The organism is Enterococcus sp. AZ177, assembly GCF_050544585.1.
In the GTDB taxonomy this organism is placed as follows: Bacteria; Bacillota; Bacilli; order Lactobacillales; family Enterococcaceae; genus Enterococcus_L; species Enterococcus_L plantarum.
The window spans coordinates 440998-463195 of record NZ_CP172944.1; the positions used below are offsets into that span (position 1 = coordinate 440998).

At 36.0% G+C, this 22198-nt stretch carries 16 protein-coding genes; 14 read left to right on the plus strand and 2 right to left on the minus strand.

Translation table 11 applies throughout. The annotated features are described in order from the left end of the window. The first annotated feature begins 7 nt into the window (after nucleotides 1-7). From IGJ34_RS02160 to IGJ34_RS02195, 8 genes are all read left to right on the plus strand, one after another. A complete protein-coding gene (locus tag IGJ34_RS02160) occupies nucleotides 8-1414 on the plus strand; it encodes a glycoside hydrolase family 1 protein (protein WP_430598006.1) in 1407 nt (468 codons plus the stop codon). Nucleotides 1415-2333: 919 nt separating this feature from the next. Beyond that, nucleotides 2334-3476 carry a hypothetical protein gene (locus IGJ34_RS02165; protein ID WP_430598007.1) on the plus strand — a complete coding sequence of 381 codons (1143 nt, stop codon included), beginning with the start codon at nucleotides 2334-2336 and terminating at the stop codon, nucleotides 3474-3476. A gap of 18 nt (nucleotides 3477-3494) precedes the next feature. Continuing rightward, on the plus strand, nucleotides 3495-5264 hold the full coding sequence (locus IGJ34_RS02170) for a glucosaminidase domain-containing protein (RefSeq protein WP_069654019.1): 1770 nt from the start codon (nucleotides 3495-3497) through the stop codon (nucleotides 5262-5264). Nucleotides 5265-5288: 24 nt separating this feature from the next. Further along, nucleotides 5289-6515 carry a hypothetical protein gene (locus IGJ34_RS02175; RefSeq protein WP_430598008.1) on the plus strand — a complete coding sequence of 409 codons (1227 nt, stop codon included), beginning with the start codon at nucleotides 5289-5291 and terminating at the stop codon, nucleotides 6513-6515. A gap of 382 nt (nucleotides 6516-6897) precedes the next feature. Next, nucleotides 6898-7467, plus strand: coding sequence for a LysM peptidoglycan-binding domain-containing protein (locus IGJ34_RS02180; RefSeq protein ID WP_430598009.1), 570 nt, complete (start codon nucleotides 6898-6900; stop codon nucleotides 7465-7467). A 289-nt stretch (nucleotides 7468-7756) separates the two neighbouring features. Then, nucleotides 7757-7909: a hypothetical protein gene (locus IGJ34_RS02185; protein ID WP_206834206.1), complete on the plus strand. Its 153-nt coding sequence runs from the start codon at nucleotides 7757-7759 to the stop codon at nucleotides 7907-7909. 22 nt (nucleotides 7910-7931) lie between these two features. Then, complete coding sequence (locus IGJ34_RS02190) at nucleotides 7932-8723, plus strand: LssY C-terminal domain-containing protein (RefSeq protein ID WP_069654015.1); 792 nt, start codon at nucleotides 7932-7934, stop codon at nucleotides 8721-8723. Between the two features lie 91 nt (nucleotides 8724-8814). Further along, nucleotides 8815-9003 (plus strand): carbohydrate-binding protein, encoded by a 189-nt coding sequence (locus tag IGJ34_RS02195; RefSeq protein WP_430598010.1) that lies wholly within the window; start codon nucleotides 8815-8817, stop codon nucleotides 9001-9003. Between the two features lie 112 nt (nucleotides 9004-9115). Here IGJ34_RS02195 and IGJ34_RS02200 read toward each other — a convergent pair whose 3' ends face one another. Together IGJ34_RS02200 and IGJ34_RS02205 are read right to left on the minus strand one after the other, a co-directional pair. Continuing rightward, the gene (locus IGJ34_RS02200) at nucleotides 9116-9718 is read right to left on the minus strand and encodes a hypothetical protein (protein ID WP_430598011.1); all 603 of its coding nucleotides are present in this window, start codon (nucleotides 9716-9718) and stop codon (nucleotides 9116-9118) included. A gap of 40 nt (nucleotides 9719-9758) precedes the next feature. Further along, a complete protein-coding gene (locus IGJ34_RS02205) occupies nucleotides 9759-10556 on the minus strand; it encodes a MurR/RpiR family transcriptional regulator (RefSeq protein ID WP_069654012.1) in 798 nt (265 codons plus the stop codon). Nucleotides 10557-10716: 160 nt separating this feature from the next. On the opposite strand from IGJ34_RS02205, the gene IGJ34_RS02210 reads away from it, so the two are divergent. The 6 genes from IGJ34_RS02210 to IGJ34_RS02235 all read left to right on the plus strand — a co-directional run bounded on the left by IGJ34_RS02210 (nucleotide 10717) and on the right by IGJ34_RS02235 (nucleotide 22120). Beyond that, a complete protein-coding gene (locus tag IGJ34_RS02210) occupies nucleotides 10717-12165 on the plus strand; it encodes a glycoside hydrolase family 1 protein (RefSeq protein ID WP_430598012.1) in 1449 nt (482 codons plus the stop codon). A 202-nt stretch (nucleotides 12166-12367) separates the two neighbouring features. Continuing rightward, nucleotides 12368-13216, plus strand: coding sequence for a PRD domain-containing protein (locus tag IGJ34_RS02215; protein ID WP_206834202.1), 849 nt, complete (start codon nucleotides 12368-12370; stop codon nucleotides 13214-13216). Nucleotides 13217-13221: 5 nt separating this feature from the next. Continuing rightward, the gene (locus tag IGJ34_RS02220) at nucleotides 13222-15081 is read left to right on the plus strand and encodes a beta-glucoside-specific PTS transporter subunit IIABC (RefSeq protein ID WP_206834201.1); all 1860 of its coding nucleotides are present in this window, start codon (nucleotides 13222-13224) and stop codon (nucleotides 15079-15081) included. Nucleotides 15082-15161: 80 nt separating this feature from the next. Further along, a complete protein-coding gene (locus IGJ34_RS02225; RefSeq protein WP_430598013.1) occupies nucleotides 15162-16589 on the plus strand; it encodes a family 1 glycosylhydrolase in 1428 nt (475 codons plus the stop codon). An 831-nt stretch (nucleotides 16590-17420) separates the two neighbouring features. Then, on the plus strand, nucleotides 17421-18512 hold the full coding sequence (locus tag IGJ34_RS02230) for a tyrosine-type recombinase/integrase (RefSeq protein ID WP_430598014.1): 1092 nt from the start codon (nucleotides 17421-17423) through the stop codon (nucleotides 18510-18512). A gap of 314 nt (nucleotides 18513-18826) precedes the next feature. Further along, nucleotides 18827-22120 carry a KxYKxGKxW signal peptide domain-containing protein gene (locus IGJ34_RS02235; RefSeq protein WP_430598015.1) on the plus strand — a complete coding sequence of 1098 codons (3294 nt, stop codon included), beginning with the start codon at nucleotides 18827-18829 and terminating at the stop codon, nucleotides 22118-22120. The last annotated feature ends 78 nt before the right edge of the window (nucleotides 22121-22198 follow it).

Below are 22198 nucleotides of genomic sequence, written 5' to 3' on the forward strand. Positions count from 1 at the left end.
ATCAATTATGTCTAAATTTCCAAAAGATTTTTTGTGGGGTGGTGCTATTGCCGCTAACCAATGTGAAGGCGCGTATAATGAAGATGGGAAGGGGCTAAGCGTAGAAGATGTTGCCCCCCATGGCTGGAAGGGGCTGCCAACAAGCGAACCAACCTCAGATAACATGAAACTAGTCGGTATCGATTTTTACCATCGATATAAAGAAGATATTAAATTATTTGCTGAGATGGGGTTTAAAGTTTTCCGACTATCAATTGCTTGGTCACGAATCTTTCCACAAGGGGATGAACAGGTACCGAACGAAAAAGGGCTGGAATTTTATGATAAAGTCTTTGATGAATGTCATAAATATGGAATGGAGCCATTAGTTACACTATCGCATTATGAAACGCCGCTTCATTTGTCAAAAACCTATGATGGTTGGCGTAATCGCAAAACGATTGTTTTTTTTGAGCACTATGCCAGAACTGTTTTTACGCGCTACAAAGGAAAAGTAAAGTATTGGTTAACATTTAATGAGATCAATTCGATTACACATGCGCCTTTTTTAAGCGGAGGGATCTATACACCGAAAGAAAAACTCTCAAAACAAGACTTGTATCAAGCGATTCATCATGAATTAGTAGCGAGTGCCAGAGCAGTAAAAGCGTGTCATGAGATACTCCCAGATGCTCAAATTGGTTGTATGATTCTTGGGATGCCAGTTTATCCGTTGACACCAGCACCTGCTGATGTACTAGCGGCGCTTCAGACAGAAAGAGAAAACTTTTTCTTTTCTGATATTCAAGTAAGAGGAACTTACCCAACGTATGCTGAGAGATTTTTCAAGGAACATGATATTTGTTTGGACATTACAATGCAAGATCAACAAGATTTACTTGAGACAGTAGATTTTATATCCTTTAGTTACTATATGAGTACGTGTGAATCTTCAGATCCGTCACTGGAAACAGGAGAAGGAAATATTTTAGGCGGAGTACCTAATCCATATTTGAAAGCGAGTGAATGGGGGTGGCAAATCGATCCAGAAGGGTTGAGATATTATTTGAATATCTTATATGATCGATACCAAAAGCCCGTCTTCATTGTTGAAAATGGCTTTGGCGCAGTGGATGAGTTGATAGAGCTTAAAGACGGGACTAAAACTGTAAATGATTATTATCGTATCGATTATTTGAATGATCACTTAGTCCAAGTCGCTGAAGCGATTGAAGATGGCGTTGAGATCATGGGCTATACTTCGTGGGGCTGTATTGATTTAGTCAGCTTTACAACCGCGGAATTAAAAAAACGTTACGGATTTATTTATGTGGATCGACATGATGACGGAACAGGTACTCTGAATAGATACAAAAAGAAAAGTTTTAATTGGTATAAAGAAGTTATTGCAACAAATGGGGAAAGTCTTGGTTGATTTTTAAATAAGATTGAAAAAACACCTTGACTCGAATTGTTCATACTAGAGGTGATTTGATTAATAAAGGGGCTCAAAAGACTGAGGGTGCTAGTGCAATCAAGGTGGATGTAAATTTAGTTAGAAGTGCCTTTATAAAGTGTGAAAAAAATGAGGATTTTATGTGAAGAAATAATGAATCGTAAAAAAACAATTGCAAGAGCTTGATATTAGGAAAATAAAAAAATAACAAATAAAACAATGTTTTAAATTTTGATTTTTTTGAATAATCATAATTTAAGGGATGGGAAAATTAATATTTAAGAGAAGTGGTTTCTTTTTTTATTAGAAAGCACTTCTCTTTTTGTGTAATCATAGAGTAGAAAATGAGGTTATTTAACATAAGAGAAGGTGGTATTATGTTTTTGAATGGGAAAGAACGAAAGGCTGTTTTTATTAAAAGAGAGAGGATGAAGTATTGAATGTCTTTTTAAATTTACCTATTATGGTATATAAATCAAAAAAAAGTGATATTTTTTAATGATATTATGATAAAAAAACATTTATTTAATGAGTTTTTAGCTGAATATGTTTGAGAGACACAGTTAAAGCTGATTTTAGTTTCTTAAAAATAAAAATAAACAGCTAATTCAGTTTGTTTGTTTAAGCTTTATCTGATAAAATAGAAAAAGGTAGGCATGTTTTTGATTCCTTTTTTGCATTGTTTTTTATCAAGTGAACTAAAAGTTGAATGAGAAACTTTTCATCTGCTGAAAAACATACTTAAAAGTGAAGGTGATTACTTTTACAATAAAAAATTCCTGCACTTGTCACTATATTTACATATATAGACAATTCACATAATTTACTTAGTATTTACTATCAGTACATTTAGAAAAATGAATGAGGTAGCCCGATTTTTATAGAAGGAAGTGAGCATATGCTAAAAATATTTGGCAAAGGTAAAAAAAGAAAAAAATATGACGATTACGACGATTATGATGAAGAAGATTATGACGACGATGATTACGATGATGATGAAGACTACGACGACGATGATTATGATGATGATGAAGACTACGATGATGATGATGATGATGAAGACTACGACGACGATGAAGATGACGACGATTATGACGATGATGAAGACTACGATGACGAAGATGACGACGATTATGACGATGATGAAGACTACGATGATGAAGATGACGACGATTATGACGAAGACGAACGTCCGAAATTCTCATTGAAAAAGAAAAAGCAGGTTCCAGCACCGAGAAAGCCTAAACCAAAGAGAAAGAGAGCGCCAGTCAATGAAGTGATCGATGATGATGAATTAGAAGAACTTCAAGAAGAAAATGAACAACTTCAAAATGAACTTCGAGAGCTAAAAGTAGAACTACGTAAGAGTAAGAGAGAAAATTCTCAATTGCAAAACGAAATAGAAGCGGTACGTGAAATAAGTGAATCATTAGAAAATGAATTATCAATGGTGCAAGCTGTACCAAAAGATTACGACGCGCGTATGGCAGAACTTGAACAAGTAAAAAGTAAATACAACAGCTTGCTACGTGAAAGTAATCGTCAAATCGACGAAACTGATTTAAACCGTAAAAAAGCAGAGCGTTTTGCGAATAAGATCAGACAGTACGAACAAGAACTTTTAGCGAAACAAGAAGAAATCGATAAACTTGCAGAAGATCGTATCGTAATTATGGCATCTGATACACCACAAGATACAGGTGCCTATGAAGAGTTAGCAAAAGTTCGTCAAGAATTAGAAACGGCAAAACGCCAACTTGCTCAAAAAACGATCGATGTCGATCAACAATTGTCTAAAGAAGATATCGGTGAAGTGCTATTGGATGCGAAGAGACAGGCAAAAGAAATCATCAACCAAGCAAATCAACGTGCGCAACTTATCAATGAAGAAACGAAGAAAAAAGCGAGTGTCTTAAAACGCTTAGAACGTGCAGAACAAGAATACCAAAATTACTACAAACGCATCAAAGATGTGAAAGAAGAATCGGAACAAGCATTCAACCAAATCATCAATTTGGTGAAAGAAGATCCGTATCAATAAAATAAGAGAGGACACAAAATGAAAAAAAGAAATCTAAACAGTAAAAATTTACGATTATTAAGTGTAGGGTTGCTTACTTCAAGTGCTGTCCTTTCTGTTAGCGATGTTCAACCAGTTGTTGCCAAAGAAATTGAGGATCAAATAACTTCAGGATCGGAAGAAGAAGAGAGTGTAGAAATTTTATCTTCAACGAAGGAACATGAAACAACAGAAAGTACAATAGAAGAGATAGAATATAGTTCTTCTACCGAAAATAGTACAACTTCTTCAACCGATGATCCGACTGAAGAAACGAGTAGTGAGTCGTCCAATTCGTCGGATGATCCGAGTTCTACTCAAGAGCCAACAGACTCAACAAGTACATCTGAGACAAATACGTCAACGACAGATACAACGACAAGTACAACAAGTAGCAGTACCGACTCAAGTACAACGAGTACGACAACAGCACCATCAAAGCCTAAACCAAGTAAGCCAAAGCCTAAACCAAAACCAAGTAAACCGAAACCAAAGCCAAGCAAACCAAAACCAGCTCCAAGCAAACCAAATCTGCCAGTTCAAGGACCGATCCAACAGCCGAGTGTACCAACTCCGCAACCAAGTAGACCTATGCCTAATCCTACCGTTGGAACGGTCACTGGAAATACTGCCAGTGGTACTTCAACGGGCGGTTCAGATCAGGTATTTCATATCAGTCCTAATCTGACGACTAAAAGTTTTGTAAAAGTCATTGGCGAAGATGCCCGCTCAATTGCTGGCGAGAATAATTTATATGCTTCAGTAATGATTGCGCAGGCAATTTTGGAAAGTGCTTCTGGAAACAGTGCGTTAGCTTCAGCACCAAACTACAATTTATTTGGGATCAAAGGTAGCTATGAAGGCGCAAGCGCTAATTTCTTGACCAGTGAAGACAATGGATCTGGTAGTATGTTTACGATTCGTTCTAATTTTAGAAAATATCCATCCTATAAAGAATCTTTAGGGGATTATGTAAAACTTCTTAGAGGCGGAACCGACGCTAGCAGTGGATTTTATAGTGGTACTTGGAAAAGTAACACAAAATCCTATAAAGATGCGACCAAGTTTTTAACTGGACGTTATGCAACAGATACTAGCTATAATTCAAAATTGAATGGCTTGATCGATGCATATGACTTAACGCAATATGATACGTTAAAAGATAAAAAGAAAACGAAAAAAGCTAAAAAAATCACGTTGAATACTTCTTTTGATAAATTAGAGAAGAAAGAAGATAAAAAAGATCAAAATATCGAATACCTTACTCACATCGTGAAAAAAGGGGAATCACTTAAATCAATCAGTGAGCTGTATAATATTTCTACGCTGGCTATTTTGGAAAAAAACCAATTAGATCGACGTATGCTATTTATTGGCCAAAAATTGAGTGTGCCTAAACAAGAAGAAAAAGTGACGACTGTAGCGAAAGAAGATGCTGTAGATCGTTCATTAAATATGGTTCAAAAATTATCGAATGCGTTTAATGATCAAGAAACGAGTCAAACAAACGTAAAAAAAGCAGCCAAAACAACTTCATCGGCTAAAAAAGAAGCAACGACTAAAAAAGAAGCAAAAGAGTATAAAGTAAGCGCAACGCGTAAGAAGACAAAAGAAACGTATGAAGTGAAAAAAGGAGATACTCTAGCAAGTATTTCTAAAAAAACTGGTATTTCAGTTTGGTCGTTAAAAGAGTGGAACGATCTAGATCAGTATTTCTTAACTGAAGGGCAGCAGCTTATCCTAGCGCCAGTTTATGATCTTCAATCATAAAAAACAAGAGAGGAGAACGGTTTAATGAATGATTATTTCGATGTGTTTTTTCATCAACAAGCAATCCCATCCACTGCGGGAACCGTTCTCTATCAAAAAGATAACACGGAAGAAATTGTTGAAGCGTGTGAAACACTCTATGAACGTTCAACAGGTGAGCTTCTTACTTTTCGGGAGAACGATGAAGTTTCCCGAAAAGTCATTTCTTCGTCTATTAAAAAACATGTAGAAATTCAATTTTTTCAGGCTCAATTAAATTGGGAGGTTTTACTGGAAGAATTGAAGGAACTTTTCCCACAGTTTGTATGGACGAAACTAGTCGAAGAGGTCGATGGTATTTTTAGTACATATTTTTGTGAATTGATACCTGTTGCGTTTAGCTCGAAGGAGGAACCAATCCAATTTATGGTTTCTGCTAGCTTAAAGCAGATGGGGTATTCAACAGGTGAGTCTGTCAGCAGCATTTTGGAGGCAAAACTTTTATCTATTTTTAGAGAAGAAGAAGCCCCTTTTTCTGATGAAACACTTAGTTTTCCCGTAGAAGTGTCTATAGAAGAAACAGTTGAAAAAAAAGTAGAGCCTACTTACTCATTTTTAGATGAAGAAGAATCGAAAAATGAGAAAATACTTGAACTTGAACCGAAAGTTGAAATTGAACAAATGCCTATTGTTCGTTCAGAAGAAAATGAAGTCCGCTTTTTAAAAGAAAGTTTAAAGCGAGAGAAAGCGTCAAAGGAACGTGTGCGGGTAGCAAAAGAAAAATTAGAGTACGAGCTGCTCGCCATAGAAAACAGCTTACTCGTTAGTGGATTAAAACGGTTCAAGAAGCATCAGAAAACGTCAATTGATGAAGAAGATTGGTATAAACCTGTTTATATTGATCTGATTCAGTATGATGATCTCTATAAAAAAGCAAAGTTTATTGAGCAATCATGGCGCTTGAATCGACAATTAGTAACAACCACTGAAAAAATGACCGTAACCAAAGATCAATGGGTGTATGAACGAGCTCGTATTGAAAAAATCAAAAACAGTGTTTCCGAAATGGATTTACGGTCAATGATGGAACAATGCCATCTAATCAATGAACGGGTTAAAATTCGTCCAGGTTTCTTATTTTTGAAGCCTAGGGTAAAGTTATATCAAATAGACTATGAACAATTACAGAAAATCAGTGCCTTTTTTGATATCATTCAAACTGAAAATAGATTATTAGAGTCAGTGATTGAACAAAAAGAACTCAATACATGATAGTAAATGAGAAAGCAGAAACACTAGGAAGCTAGATGTGTTTCTGTTTTTTTGTCGATCAATTTTGTTAGAGAAAAACATTATGCAAAGAAAATTTGAGTAGAAAGGCTGTAACAATTTTATTTTTTTGTAACATTACGATTGTTATAAAATGAAAAAGAAGAAAATTTCAGAAAAAAACATGATTTTTTACATTCTATAAATGAAACGCAAATCCAGTACGAACAAGTGTTTTTCTGAATGTTTTTTACAGACTGTTACGTAATGAAAACACTCGTAACGAATTGTCACTATATGTTCACCTATGAAATATTTTTAGATGTTAAAGTATGCAAAGTCGATAAATAAACGACGAAAATACTTTTTACAAAGGAGAAACAACATGAAATCACTTAAAACGATTTTATTAGCAACAACTTTGACTGCAGGATTTGGCATTTTTATGGGAACGACTGACGCGCACGCTGATAGCTTATATACAGTAAAAACTGGTGATACATTATCTACGATCTCTCACCAATTTAATGGAGACAATAGCCTGATCGATTTAATTGCAAAAGATAATAATATTTCTAATATAAATATGATCTTTGAGGGAGAACAGTTAACGATCCGCACTGCTGATGAAGCAGCACCAGCGCCAGCCCAACAAGAAGCAGTAGCTCCTGTGCAAGAAACGCAAGAGCAAGCAGCACCAGTAGTAGAAGAAGCAGCACCAGCACCAGCTGCGACTACTTCATCTGCAAAAGAATGGATCGCACAAAAAGAATCTAGTGGTTCTTACAGTGCTACAAATGGTCGATACATTGGTAGGTATCAATTAGATGCTTCTTACTTAAATGGAGATTACTCTGAAGCCAATCAAGAAAGTGTAGCAGATAGTTATGTGGCTGGACGTTATGGCTCATGGGAAGCAGCACAAGCATTCTGGATGGCTAACGGTTGGTACTAAGCAAAATAGCCCCTTCATTAGTATTCTAGAAAGCTTCAAAAGTAAAAATTGGGACAGCAGTCTATTTCTAAAGAAATGCTTCTTCCTGTCATTTATCCTGTTTTCAGCTGAGACTGAGACATGACTCTAAGAGTGATGTCTCAGTCGTTTTTTTTAGGAGCGAAATGTTATTAGGCGACTTTATTTGAGATGTGAGTATAATTAAGTAACTGGACTTTATCTAAGAAAGGATGAAGCAAAATGACTAAATTTTTATAAAAACCTCAAAACAGGAGCTGTCATCACGGGTGTGAAATACCAAGAAAAAGTCATGAATAATACGGCAGAAACAAGTGCTGATCTAGGAACGATGGATGTAGGTTCCTATGGTAGTATTGTGAACGATGTATTTGAAGTTTATAGTCAATATGTTCCATATGATCCAGAGACAAAAGTACAATAGTCATTTTAAGTAGGAGGTTTATATGAAAAAACAAACATTGCTGAACAGTATTTTTAGATTAGTTCGCTTTATTTTTATTGTTGTAATAGGGTATTTAGTTTATAAGTCATTATTCTCAGAAATTTTAACAAGAAAAATTCATCTCTTTCTATACATTATTTTGTGGCTGTTTAGCTCCTATCTAGTGATTCCTTTTATCAATAAATTAATGACCGGGCGCTATCTGCCTGATTATTTCATCGGTCGTTCTAGAACCAGTGATGGATTGCTTGGTGATCCTATCAATCTTGCTTTTACAGGATCACCAGCGGAATTGGAACAACTCTTTTTAAGTGCTGGATGGACAAAAGCAGAACCTTTGTCCTTACGTTCAAGTGTAAACATGGTCACGGCAAGCGTGTTTGGTCAATCTTATCCTAGCGCGCCAGTCAGTTCCTTATTCTTATTCAATAAGAAACAGGATCTAGCATTTGAAAAAGAAATCAACAATAATCCAAGACGGAGACATCATGTCCGTTTTTGGAAAACACCAGATAACTGGTATTTACCTGGAGGAAGAGAAGCTGGTTGGCTCGGTGCTGCAACGTACGATAAAAAAGTTGGCTTTTCCTTTTTTACAGGCCAAGTGACACATAAAATCAATTCAGATGTGGATCAAGAACGAGACTTTGTCTTAGAGACATTTAAACAATCGACTGAAGCCGTATCGATTGAAATAGTAGAACACTTTACAACAAGTTATCATGGCCGTAACGGTGGTGGGGATGAAATTTATACGGATGGTGCGCTACCCTTTATTAAAATAGACAAATAATCAGAAAAATGCTTAGAACATTCCTTTATAAGCTAAACATAGAAATTGAATAAATGGTGGACAGAAGCAACTACTCCGACAATGACAGAAATTGTTACCGAAAACAGTACTACCTTTTGTGGGGGATAAGATATACCGTGATGGCGCATTGGTTGGAACGGGTGCAGTGAAAACAAAAGAAAGTACAACATCTCTTGTAACTAACGCATGGGATGTAGCAAAAGCATACAACGGTGGAGACGTTGTGACGTATCAAGGCAAAACCTATAAAGCAAAATAGCGGACACAAGGAAATGTACCAGGAACAGAACAATGGGGGCCGTGGGAATAGGATAGCTAGAAAAACAAAAAAGAAGCTAGGCATAACAGCGATTGTTACCTAGCTTCTTTTTCTATTCTGGCGGTGTATCTAAATAGTCATGAATGAGCGCCGCATATTTTTCAACAATCATTTGTCCTTTTTTCATCAAAATATAAATACCAGGATCGACCATATTGACAATATAATCCGTAGTGAATTCTGTTTTCAGCAATTTAATTGCTTCTTCTTTAGTCGTACATGTATTTAGTCCATTATCTTCAAAAACGCTATTTAATTGACCTAAAGACCAGTAATCAATAACCGAGGTATCGTTTACAATAGTTAGATAATCGGCAAACAATAACTCATTGGTACTTGCAACAGGATCAATTCCAAGCTCCATTTCAAAAAAATCTGGAAAATCGATAATAGTTGACTCTTTCTCATTGAGCCAATCAAGTAAAATCACTTCCCCCGGAAGTAAACTATCTTCATTACGAATCATGCTTTCCCTGGGTACGAGGTTGCTTGTGCCATTCGCAATTGATTTTAGCCAGTCATCAACGTTCCGATTTTCTGACATCACTGGAAATTCAGGATATGACGCATAAATTGCAATAATTTTAGCTAGTTCCTTATCTAAATCAACTACCCCTTTCGGTTCTTTCTGTTTAAAAAAGTTAAATAAGCCCATTTTGTTCTCCTTTTTTTAGTGAATAGTCACATGATCATCGCTATATTGGTTGATACAAACTTGCATATCGTCGTGCAAAGTAATCCAGAAAAAATGTTAGTGGATAATTACCAATACGTACATAATTTGTCGTGGTCACGTTAACGGACAGATCAAATTGATTGGTCAACGTATTTTGTGTATGTTGTGTTAAAAGAATTGATTTGGCTGGACTATCACTGATTTTCCTCATTAGTTCACTGCTGCGATTAAGTAATGAGCCATACGATGAAATGACGATCACGATTGATTTTTCGCTGAGCTCTGTTACGAAGGCTTCTTGGGTTTCTTCTGTTTCACCTACAAAAATCAGCTTTTGACTTAGCAGAAAAGAAGTTTGCAACTCTTTTGCTAGTTCCATTGTGGAGCTATATCCAATAAGAACAACTTCCTCTGCTTCGTGGATATCTGCTAAAATTTGATCGACTTGTGCAATATCGAGTGTTTGTAGAACATCATTTATGGCTGTGATAATCTCAGCACTATATGAAGTAAGATAGCCCTTAGGATCATTTTTTAGATCAGTTAATTCTTGTTCTTTCATACGTAAACCACTGTGCTTTTTCATCGTTCCTAAAGAAACTAATGATTCCCGTAAAGAAGCAAAGCTGGAGACACCAAAATGACGGCAGAATCGTGTTAGCGTTGCAGGGGAAACAAAGCAGCGTTCAGCAATTTCAGTAATCGTCAATGATCGAATTTCATTGAGATGTGAAAAGAGGTAAATGATGATGCGTGAATACGTCGCATCTCGTTTGGTTGTATTTAAATAATGGAGAAAATCGAATAGGTCTAGCATAAAAAACTCCTTTAAAGTACTTCATTTTCATAAAGATGAAAATGAACAAAAATAATGAAAATCATGCAAGAAAGATAAAAATACCTTTGCATTTTCTCATGTTAAGATAAGTTTAATAAGTCAATTATACACTAAATCAATGACTGAGAGGATGGGAAATATGAGTGGATTTCCACAAAATTTTTTATGGGGTGGCGCAACTGCAGCAAATCAATTTGAAGGGGCGTTTTTAGAAGACGGTAAAGGCTGGTCAACAGCGGATACAGCACGTTTTATCAAGGGAAATGGAATCAGCATGGCAGAGCTATTAAAACCAACAACAAAAGCAGATGTTGAATTTGCGATGAAGGACAAAGAAGGGGTTTATCCTAAACGTCACGGCATCGATTTTTATCACAGATACAAAGAAGATATCGCATTATTTGCAGGAATGGGTTTTAAAACGTTCCGTCTGTCGATTTCTTGGCCGCGTATCTTTCCAAACGGTGATGAGTTGGAGCCAAATGAAGCAGGTTTAGCCTTTTATGATGCGGTATTCGATGAATGTTTGAAATACAATATTGAACCTTTAGTGACGATTTCTCATTATGAGTTTCCTTTAGGGTTAGCCCTTAAACAAAATGGCTGGGAGAGTCGTGAGACGATTGCGGCATTTGAACGTTATGCTCGTGTTCTGTTTAATCGCTATAAAGATAAAGTGAAATACTGGTTAACCTTTAACGAAATCAATATCATCGGGATGACCGGATATCTAAGCGGTGGTATTTTAGCGGATGGGGAAAAAAATATGCTTCAAGCGCAATACCAAGCAGCGCACCATCAATTTATTGCGAGTGCCTTAGCAGTCAAAGCCTGTCATGAGATTATTCCAGATGCTCAAATCGGCTGTATGTTAGCTCGCATGGAAGCTTATCCAGAAACCTGTAATCCGCTAGATGTCATGGAAAGTATCAATAGTGATCACAATAACTTGTTTTATTCAGATGTTCAAATTCGTGGAGACTATCCACGTTATATGAACAAGTTTTTCCGTGATCATTCTATTACGATCCAAAAAGAAGCGGGAGATGATCAAGTTTTACGTGAAGGTACCGTTGACTTTATGTCCTTTAGCTATTATATGAGTAGTATCGCATCACATGAAAAAGAGGGAGACACAACAAGTGGAAACTTACTTTCTTCCAAGAAAAATCCTTATCTAAACGCAAGTGATTGGGGCTGGCAGATTGATCCAGTGGGACTTCGAGTGACATTGCATAAATTATATGATCGTTACCAAATACCGTTGTTTATTGTAGAAAATGGATTAGGCGCAAAAGATGTTGTTGAAGCAGATGGAAGTATCCATGATAGTTATCGAATCGACTATTTAAGAAGTCATATTGAACAGATGGAACAAGCAATTGACGAAGGAGTAGAGTTGATGGGGTATACACCATGGGGCTGTATCGATTTAGTCAGTGCAAGCACCAGTGAAATGTCCAAACGTTATGGCTTTATCTATGTTGATTTAGACGATGAAGGAAAAGGAACATTGGCTCGTTCGAAAAAAGATTCTTACTATTGGTATAAAAAAGTGATTGAAACAAATGGCGCGAACTTAGATTAAGTAAATAATCCCGAAATATAGTCATGTAAGCGTTGCTTATTTCAATTGAATGGCTTATACTGAAAGCAAGAAAAAAAACGTTAATGACGAAGCAGTCATTTTATAGAGTATGTTACTGAATTTATGCAGGCAGAACTCAGATTACCTAGGAATGTCCTTTCCTGGGTAGTTTGAGTTTTTTTTCTGGAAAGGAGTAAAACAAGTGAAAGTAAGTCAAATTTTAAACAACAACGTAGCAATCGTAAGTCGAGGAGATAATGAGGTCATTGTCTATGCTAAAGGGTTGGCCTTTAGAAAAAAAGTTGGACAGGTCATTTACGAAAATGAAATCGAAAAGACCTATGTTCTAGATTCTAATGATATGCTGGAGCATTTTAGTTATTTGTTGTCCCATTCTGACGCCAATCATATTACTTTAGTCAATCAAATCATTGCTTACGGAGAAGAAATGTTGGGTGAAAAATCAAATGATTACCTCAGTTTGACCTTACTGGATCATATTGAATTTGCATTGAAACGTGCAGCCAAAGGACAATTTATCCGCAGCCCATTAACTTGGGAAGTAAAGAAATTTTATCCGCAACATTTTGACATTGGCATGTATGCATTGAACTTGATCAATGAACAATTTCAACTAACGTTTCCAGAAGACGAAGCCATTTCAATTGCCTTACACTTTGTCAATCTGCAAGAGGATAAGAACAATTTGGACGAAACGATCCGCTCAATGGAAAGTCTAAGAGATATCTTATCGATCATTCAGTACCATTTTCAACTCAAATTAGACGAAGGTTCTATGAATTATATGAGACTGATGACCCATCTGCAATACTTTATTCAACGAATCATGACTAAAAATAGTTATGAAGAAAGCGACACGATTTTAAATGAACAAATAAAATCAATGTATGCAGGTTCGTTTGAATGTGTGCAGAAAATCAGAGTCTACATTAAGCAAAAGTACGCCTGTGATCTAACGATCGATGAAGAAACCTATCTTATGCTCCATATCCATCGAGTGACGAATCGGAGTCAAAAAGAGAGGACATAAGAAAAATGAAATATCAATCATTTAATGAAGAAATCATCCGTCTAGTGGGCGGAAAAGAAAATATCCAAGCAGTGGTACATTGTATGACTCGCTTACGCTTTACCTTGAAGGACCGCGAAAAAGCGAACACAGAAGAATTGAAAGCACTTGATGGTGTGATCGATGTTGTTTCCAATAATGTGGCCTATCAAGTGATTATTGGGACACATGTCAATGAAGTGCACGCTGAATTAATCAGTATGCTCGGATTAGCATCTAGTACAGATGAGGAAACGGAAGTAAAAGAGAAGAAAAATCCTTTGAAAGCAGCAATGGATTTACTTTCTGAAACCATGACACCGGTAATCGAACCGATTATTGCTTCTGGATTACTTGCTGGATTTTTATCGTTATTTTCAATTACAGGGCTAATTTCTGCAGATAGTCCAACGTATCAATTGTTAGATTCGATTCGTTCAGCCGTCTTCTTCTTTTTACCAATATTTATTGCGATGTCTTGTGCAAAGCGTTTAAAAGCTAGTCCTTATCTAGCAGTGGCACTAGCTGCAACGCTTGTATCAACGTCAATCAATGATGTAGCTGGTTTAAGTATTTTTGGTATTCAGCTACCACAAATGGTTTATGCGAACTCATTTATTCCAATTATTTTAGCGGTATGGTTTATGGGGCAATTAACTGTATTGCTAAATAAATATGTACCTAAGTTTTTACAGTATTTTTTAAACCCATTATTGATCATGGTGATTTGTTTACCCGTGACATTGTTGATTTTTGGTCCAATCGGTATTTGGATCGGTGACGGTATTGGGTGGTTCTTTGAAGTCCTGCATAATACTTTTGGTAGTTGGATCGTAGTGATGCTCTATGCAGCATTCCAACCATTCTTGATCATGTTGGGAGCTGGGAACTTTATGATGCCGTTAGCATTGAACTTTGTGAATAAAATGGGGTATGATCCAATTTTCTTAGCAGCAGCTACAATTTCTGATTTAGCTGTATCTGGCGCAATGCTAGGATACTTTTTAAGAGCGAAAGATTCTAAACAAAAACAATTATTTGGGACAGTCAGCTTCAGTGCGTTGATGGGTGTGACAGAACCTGCTATTTATGGTGCATTTATTAAATTTAGAAGACCGTTCATCGCTGTTATGATCGGTGGTGGTCTTGGTGGTTTGTTTGCAGGGTTAATGAACGTTAAAACATATTCCATTGTTTGGGGATTGATGGGCTTGCCATCGTATGCCGACAACCAAGATTTTTCTAACTTAATTTTTATGGTCATTAGTGTTGTAATCGGTTTTGTTACAGCGGCAGTTGCAGCTTATATTTTAGGGATTCCTCAAGATGAAAAAGCAGCTCAGCCAAAAGAAACATCAAAAGAAGCAACGAGTGAAAAGAAGAGTGAATTAAAAAAAGTTCCTTTAAACTCTGTCGTTGAAGGAAAAGCAGTGCCGTTAGCTGAAATCAACGATCAAGCATTTTCAACCGGGGCATTAGGTAAAGGACTAGGAATCATTCCAACAGACAATAAAATTGTTGCACCTGTTTCTGGTGAAGTCTCAGCTGTTTTCCCAACAAAACATGCAATTGGGATTAAAACAGAAGAAGGCGTTGAAGTGTTGATCCATATTGGGATTGATACCGTAGAATTGGACGGCAAACACTTTGATACGATCGTAGAGCAAGGCGCGATTATCGAAAAAGGACAATTGTTATCTACTGTTGATTTTGAAGGAATTCAAAAAGACGGTTATGATCCAACTGTTATTGTGGTCGTTACGAATACAATGGATTATCTAGATGTGATTCCAGCAGTACAAGAAGATGTAACTGTTGGAGATGAATGTTTAACGGTTATTTTATAGAAGAATTACTAGAAAGGGGATTGGGATTTACTCAGCCTCTTTCTGGTCTAATGTTACTAAGGAATCAAGGAGGGTTTAGAATGAATAAAAACGAATTTTTATGGGGAGGCAGTATTGCTGCTCACCAATGTGAAGGGGCTTTTGACCAAGATGGAAAAGGTGTAGCAATCATGGATCTTGTTACACAAGGCTCTCATGAAGTTCCACGAGAAATTTGCAAAACGATCGAATCAGAGAAATATTATCCTTCTCATGACGGCATCGATTTCTATCATAAATACAAAGAAGATATTGCATTGTTTGCTGAAATGGGGTTTAAAGCGTTACGTATTTCAATTGATTGGTCAAGAATTTATCCTAAGGGCGATGAAGAAACGCCAAATCAATTGGGGATTCAGTTTTATCAAAAGGTTGTTGATGAGTTATTACAAAATGACATTGAGCCGATTGTGACGTTATATCATTTCGAGATGCCAGTTCACCTGGTTAGAGAATATGGTTCATGGACGAATCCAAAAGTGATCGAGTTTTACTTAAATTATTGTCAAACGATGTTTGAAGCCTTAAAAGGTAAGGTCCGTTACTGGGTTACTTTCAATGAAATGAATCATATTGATCCACAGACAGAAGCTTCAGACATTTTTACTTACATTATTGCAGGACTAAAGTATACGGAAATGGACAATAAAAAACAAACACTTGCAACAATCAGCTATAATATGACATTAGCCAGTGTTAAGGCTGTTAAATTAGCACGCACGATCGATCCTACTAATCAGGTTGGTTGTGTATTTGGTTTGACACCTGCTTATCCTTTAAATTGTGATCCGCAAAATGTCATGAATTCATTGAAAGAGACAGACCGCGAATTCTATCAGATCGATGCTATGTGTATGGGGAAATTCCCTGAGTATAAACTGAAAGAATATCAAGCGCAAGGAATCGATTTAACTGTTTCAAAAGAAGACCAATTAGCTTTTAAAGAAGGAAAATTAGATTTCATTGGGTTGAATTATTACTCCTCTAGTGTGGCTCATTATGAGGGGGATGATGACAATGAAGAAACCTTATTCGGTGGTGTCCAAAATCCTTATTTAGAGCAAAGCAAATGGGGCTGGGCAATTGATCCGACTGGATTGAGATATCTATTGAACTATATTTTTAGACGATATGGCTTGCCGATCATTATCACTGAAAATGGATTAGGAGCAGTTGATCAGTTGGAGGCAGATGGCACTATTCAAGACGATTATCGCATCGAATATGTACAAAAACATTTAGAGCAAATGGAAAAAGCAATCGTCGAAGATTATGTTGAGTGCTTTGGGTATTTAATGTGGGGACCCATTGATTTAGTTAGTGCAACAACTGGTGAAATGAAAAAACGTTATGGCTTTATCTATGTAGATAAAAATGATGATCAGACAGGAACCTTAGAACGGAAAAGGAAAAAATCATTTACCTGGTATCAAGAAGTCATACAAAATAATCCAACATTTAAAGTATAGAAAATTGTAGTGAAAAGCAAGAGAATGGACCAAAACGAGAGACGTTTTGGTCCATTTTTTGTGTTGAAAACTAAATTGAATATGTAAAAGAATAGACAGTTTTTTTACTTTTTTAGTAAAAAAGTAAAAAATAGTTGGTATATTTGGTGTGAATACGATAACATTGTGATTAATAACATTCATAATCATAATTTTATATATCATGTTAGATAGTTTAATTTAAGGATCATAAAGGGATCCTCAAAAGAAATCATAAAAAAGGTGAGTGATAAATAAATAATTAGGTGGAATTTGTGTTGGTTAAAAAGTTTTGAATAAGAATTATTTTGTGTGGTACAGGGGGAGTAGCTATTCAGCTATGAGAAGTGACAAATGAACAATAGATGTATGTGGTTTGATCACGTCTAGTTTAGAGATAACACTCATTGGAGATTTTCTTGTTCTTTGAAGGAACAAGAAATGAGAAAATGAAATTTTGATGAATAAAAATGTTGGTTGTAGAAACAGCTTTACTCATTCAACACCTAGTATTGTACTATTTAAGTATGTTCAATGTCAATAGGTATTGGTGTAATTGGTTTTATAAAAAAAGTCTTTATCTCTTATTGTTATTAAAAAAACGTTCATAATGCTATTTTATCAAAGGTAAAAAAATAGTTTATCAAAGAACAGGCTCAGTTCCTTTGATCGTTTATGAACAAAAAATTCTCCCTTACAAAGTGTGAAAGCGTCTATTTAGTTGGAAAAATACTGGAAAATCAACGTTTCAGTTCTTCAGTTTCAACGCCGTCAAATGCGCCGTCACAAATAAAAAATGAGAGAGGGACTGCCATGGCAAAAAGAGGGGAAAATATCTATAAGAGAAAAGATGGCCGATGGGAAGGCCGGTATATAAAAGAACGAAAAACAGATGGGAAAATTCGTTATGGTTACATTTACTCCAGAAAATATTTAGAAGTGAAGCATAAGCTAATGTTGTTAAAAGCGGACTCCTTAAGAGATACAGCGTTCCAATCCTACTATGCTGGAACGCTGACTGAGTGGCTAGAAGTATGGCTTGATACAATTGCTAAACCCAAAGTTAAACTAAGTACGTACAATAGTTATAAAAGTAAAGTTCAACTGCATATTACCCCAACCATCGGGAATATTCGCCTGCATGAATTAGTGCCCGCAGACATCAATCAATGGATTTTACAATTGAGCTTAACGCTATCACCAAGCTCTGTACATGCCGTTCATCGCGTGTTAAAAACTGCGTTAACTCAAGCGGAGCGACAGGATTTGCTAAAAAAGAATCCCACTTTAAATATTGATTTACCTAAATTAGAAAAGCAAAGAGTCCGTGCTTTTTCTATTGAACAACAAAAAAAGATCAAAGAAGCCGCTAGAAAAGACGAAAGATATTTACCTATTATACTGGCCTTGGAAACCGGTATGCGAATAGGAGAAATCAGTGCATTACGCTGGACAGATATAGACTTTTCAGAAAAAACAATCCACATTAAGCGAACGCTGCAACGTTTGCAGGTGGATAAAGGCAAAACGGCTATTATCGAAGGAACGCCGAAGACATTCCAATCAGAGAGAATCTTACCCTTGTCAAAGCAACTAGAAGCTTATTTAAGTAAAATCAAACAAACATCAGAAAGTTTGTATGTTGTAGGGTTAGCAGAATCTTGTACAGAACCACGAACGATCACGTATCGGTTTAAAAAACTGTTGGACCAACTTCAAATAGCACAATTGCCTTTCCATGCTTTGCGACATACATTTGCAACTCGTTGTTTAGAGTTAAGTGTGAACATTGCGACAATCAGTTCAATGCTAGGACATACATCAACAAAAATGACGTTAGATGTATACACCAATTCATTTATGAACGATGAGCGACAAGCAATAGAAAAAATATCTACCCTTTAACTTAGTTGCTCATGCTCAAAAATTGATTAGAAGCCACTTGATGCCCTCAAGTGGTTTTTATATTGCCCTAGAATATCGATCTATAACCGTCAACTGAGCCGTCAAACAAATTATAAAGCGCATGGAACCCATAATAAAAAGCCAATTCTTGTTCCTTCAAAAAAGAAGAAATGGAAAACAACTTGGATACGGCTTAATCTAATAGCCTATGTACTTTATTATATGGATTTTTTTGGCTGTGTCCATTATTTTACTTTGAGTGAGAATTAATTCAAAGTGGTATTTAAAAAAAATTATTATGGGGGTAAGGATTCATGAAGAGTAACAAAAATGTCAGAAAAGATGATTTAAGTCTTGAAAGTAACACAAAAAAAATTTACAAGATGTATAAGAGAAAGAAACAATGGGTAGTAGCTCCTGTCGTATTTGGATTATTGATTAATGCACTTAGTCCTGTAGCTGCATTAGCGGTAACAGATACTGATACAACTCTTAAAGCAGAGCAAGCAAGAGCGGTATCTACTAATAATTTAGAGGCACTAAAAGCAGAGGCTGAAACCAATATTTTAGTATTAGTTTCACTAACAAAAGAGGCGAAAGACCAATTTATCAAAGCGGTTAAGGATGCTACGAACGATAGCGGAATTAAAATCGCACTCAAAGAGGCACGCCAAGCTGATGTAGTTCAGTCGGTTGCGAATGAAAAAGAGGAATATGCGAGTAAAATCAATGCATTGAGTTTCTTATCTGATGGGACGAAAACAACATATATCAACAAGATTACAGCACTTGGGTTCGATGCGTTAATAAAAACATATGAAAAAGTAGTAGTGGATAAAAATTATGCGACAGCGAAAGCAAGTTTTGACACACAATTAGAAGAAATCAAAGTAGCTGCAAATGAAATTATGGAACAAGCAATTGCAGAAGACACTGCACTTGCGAACATTCCACAATACAAAATAGAACAAAAAGCAGTTATAAACAATCTAACGTACCTTTCAGAACTACAAAAGTATAACTATAATAAAGGAATTGATGCGGTAGAAACAAAAGTGGAGATTGACGCTATTGTAGCAAAGGCAACAGCTGAAAACACTACTCTTTTAAGTGAGGAAATAACAGGGAAAATTGCTGAGTTAGAAACGAAAGTAGCAGAAATTAAAGAAGTTGATTCAACAAAACATGATGAATTAACAGCGATGATCAACGGCGTAGGAAAAGAAACCAACGCTGAAACACTAAGTAAATTAATCTCGCTAGAATCGGTTATTGCCAAAGAAGTGAAGGACGTTCTAGAAGGTGCTCTTGCAACACAACTAAAAACGGAAAAAACAGCTTTAAAAACAACTATTTTGAATGATAAGAAAGCAAATGAGTTGATTACAGATGCAGAAGTGAGAAAATTCACTACTCGTGTAGAAGCTAGTAAGACGCTAGAAGAACTGAGTGTAGTACAATCAGAGTGGAAGGCGCTTGTTGCCGTTAAAGACATTGAAAAAGAGCAAGATACTGGAAAAGCACAACAAGTAGCGAAGGATTTAGTCGATAAGCTAGAATTAGATGAGGTTCAAAAAAATCATTATTTAGAATCTATTCGATTAACGAATGATACAACAGAAATAGCAAAAATAGTGGTCGAAGCACAAAACGCTGCACGTGAATGGAAAGAAAAAAATGAAGCAGAGCTAAAAGCTGCTAAAGAGCAAGCAATCAAAGAGATTAACGCATTGAAACATTTATCAAAAGACGCCAAAATAACACTGATAGAGAATGTGGACAAAGCAATCAACATAGCTGAGGTAGCAGAGCAATTAGTTAGTGCTAAAACAGAAGATGCGATCGTTCAATTAAACAACGAAAAAGAAACGGCAAAATCAAAAATCAAAAAGTTTAACTATTTGTCAGAGGAAGAGCAAAAACCTTTTATTGATAGTATTGATAAAGCAGAAAGTTCAGCTACAATCACAGCAATTTTGAATGATGCAATCTATGCTGATTACAAAGCTGGAGTTGGTGCGATCGATGATGCTGATCTAGCAGATGCCAAAGTTTTAGCTAAGGAAGTTATAAATAAATTGGAAAATCTAACTGCAGCTGAAAAAACAGTGGCATTTAAAGATATTGATAAGGCAACTACAGTACAACAAATTACTGATGCATTAGATCAAGCCAAAGAATTAGATAAAGGCAATGCATCAGCAAATGAATTAGCCAAAGAGTTAGAAAAATATAAAGAGGATAAAAAAGCCGAAATCGATACACTAGAATTTTTATCCAAAGAAGAAAAAAATGGCTATAAAGCAGAAATCAATTTAGCTACAGATAGAGACGAAGTGGATGACGTATTTAACAAAGCCAGTGCGGCGAATAAGCAAATTGAACAAGAGAAATTTGAAGTAGATAAAGAAAAAAATACGCTCATTAGCAAGATTAAAAATTACAAAGAATTAACGGACGCAGAGAAAAAACAATTTATCTCACAAACGTTTGATTGCAAATCTGTAGATGAGGTTACTACATTAAGTGAAAAAATTGCTCAGCTATGCCTAGACCGTGAGATATCAAATGCAGCAGATAATTATAAAGCTGTAATTAAAAAGGCGATTGATGGTCTTTCAAGTTTATCTCAAAGACAAAAAGAGGCCTATCAAAAAGAAGTTGAAGCTACTAAAGATAAAGCTGCGGCAGTAAAAATTTATGAATCCGCAAAAGCAGAAGATATCCGTATCTTTGATAAAGAAAAGACAAATGACGTTGACTCATTGATTGCTTCTGGCTCTTATGTAGAGGCTCAAAAAGTAATCAACCAATTAAAATCAGATGCTACTCGTAAACAATACCAAAAGAAACTTAATGATAGTATTGCATTGACGGATGCGAAAGCTGATGCGAATAAACAAATCGATGCTTTAGAAAACTTATCTGTTGAAGAAAAAGCAGCAGCGAAAGAAAAAATCTCTAAATTAACAACAAAAGCTGCAGTTGAGAAGGAAGTTAAGGCACTCGTAAAAGCAGATAACCTTGTTCACGATAAGCTACTGATTGAGTTGGCAGAAGCACAAATCAAAGGAAAAGACTTTGCCAAAGCAGCGAAAACCATTGAACAAATCCGTGACGCGGATACTAAAGCTGCATTGCAAAAACAATTAGAAAACGCTCAAAAAGTAGTACCAACATTCAGAGGATCAGCTCATGTTAGTAATAAAGGCTGGATGAAACCTGTTGGAGCCAATAAAGTGATTGGGACAACTGGAAAATCTTTACAAATGGAAGCTGTAAAATTAACATTATCAGACGTTGAAATGCCTAAATCGGCTAAGTCAGTTGCAGGTGGTATCAAATACCGTGCACACGTTAGAAACATTGGCTGGCAAAAATTCGTTTCAAATGGCGCCGTAGCAGGAACTGTTGGGCAAGTTCGTCAAATGGAAGCTATCCAAATCAAATTGACGGGTGAATTAGCTAAACGATACGATGTTCAGTATCGTGTTCATGGACGTAACTATGGCTGGCAAAAATATGTTTCAAACGGCGCAACTGCTGGTACTGTTGGCAAATCATTGCGTATGGAAGCTCTTCAAGTTCGATTAGTAGAAAAAAAATAATTGGGAAGAGATTCGCTAATTAGGTTGAGATCCTCACCTGAAAATTAAATCTCTTATAAGAAGAAACCACTCTAATGA

What these genes read in the sequence shown, in the direction of transcription:
- IGJ34_RS02160 (WP_430598006.1), top strand. Translation starts at nt 8, where the DNA reads ATGTCTAAATTTCCAAAAGATTTTTTGTGGGGTGGTGCTATTGCCGCT.
- IGJ34_RS02165 (WP_430598007.1), top strand. Translation starts at nt 2,334, where the DNA reads ATGCTAAAAATATTTGGCAAAGGTAAAAAAAGAAAAAAATATGACGAT.
- IGJ34_RS02170 (WP_069654019.1), top strand. Translation starts at nt 3,495, where the DNA reads ATGAAAAAAAGAAATCTAAACAGTAAAAATTTACGATTATTAAGTGTA.
- IGJ34_RS02175 (WP_430598008.1), top strand. Translation starts at nt 5,289, where the DNA reads ATGAATGATTATTTCGATGTGTTTTTTCATCAACAAGCAATCCCATCC.
- IGJ34_RS02180 (WP_430598009.1), top strand. Translation starts at nt 6,898, where the DNA reads ATGAAATCACTTAAAACGATTTTATTAGCAACAACTTTGACTGCAGGA.
- IGJ34_RS02190 (WP_069654015.1), top strand. Translation starts at nt 7,932, where the DNA reads ATGAAAAAACAAACATTGCTGAACAGTATTTTTAGATTAGTTCGCTTT.
- IGJ34_RS02200 (WP_430598011.1), bottom strand. Translation starts at nt 9,718, where the DNA reads ATGGGCTTATTTAACTTTTTTAAACAGAAAGAACCGAAAGGGGTAGTT.
- IGJ34_RS02205 (WP_069654012.1), bottom strand. Translation starts at nt 10,556, where the DNA reads ATGCTAGACCTATTCGATTTTCTCCATTATTTAAATACAACCAAACGA.
- IGJ34_RS02210 (WP_430598012.1), top strand. Translation starts at nt 10,717, where the DNA reads ATGAGTGGATTTCCACAAAATTTTTTATGGGGTGGCGCAACTGCAGCA.
- IGJ34_RS02220 (WP_206834201.1), top strand. Translation starts at nt 13,222, where the DNA reads ATGAAATATCAATCATTTAATGAAGAAATCATCCGTCTAGTGGGCGGA.
- IGJ34_RS02225 (WP_430598013.1), top strand. Translation starts at nt 15,162, where the DNA reads ATGAATAAAAACGAATTTTTATGGGGAGGCAGTATTGCTGCTCACCAA.
- IGJ34_RS02230 (WP_430598014.1), top strand. Translation starts at nt 17,421, where the DNA reads ATGGCAAAAAGAGGGGAAAATATCTATAAGAGAAAAGATGGCCGATGG.
- IGJ34_RS02235 (WP_430598015.1), top strand. Translation starts at nt 18,827, where the DNA reads ATGAAGAGTAACAAAAATGTCAGAAAAGATGATTTAAGTCTTGAAAGT.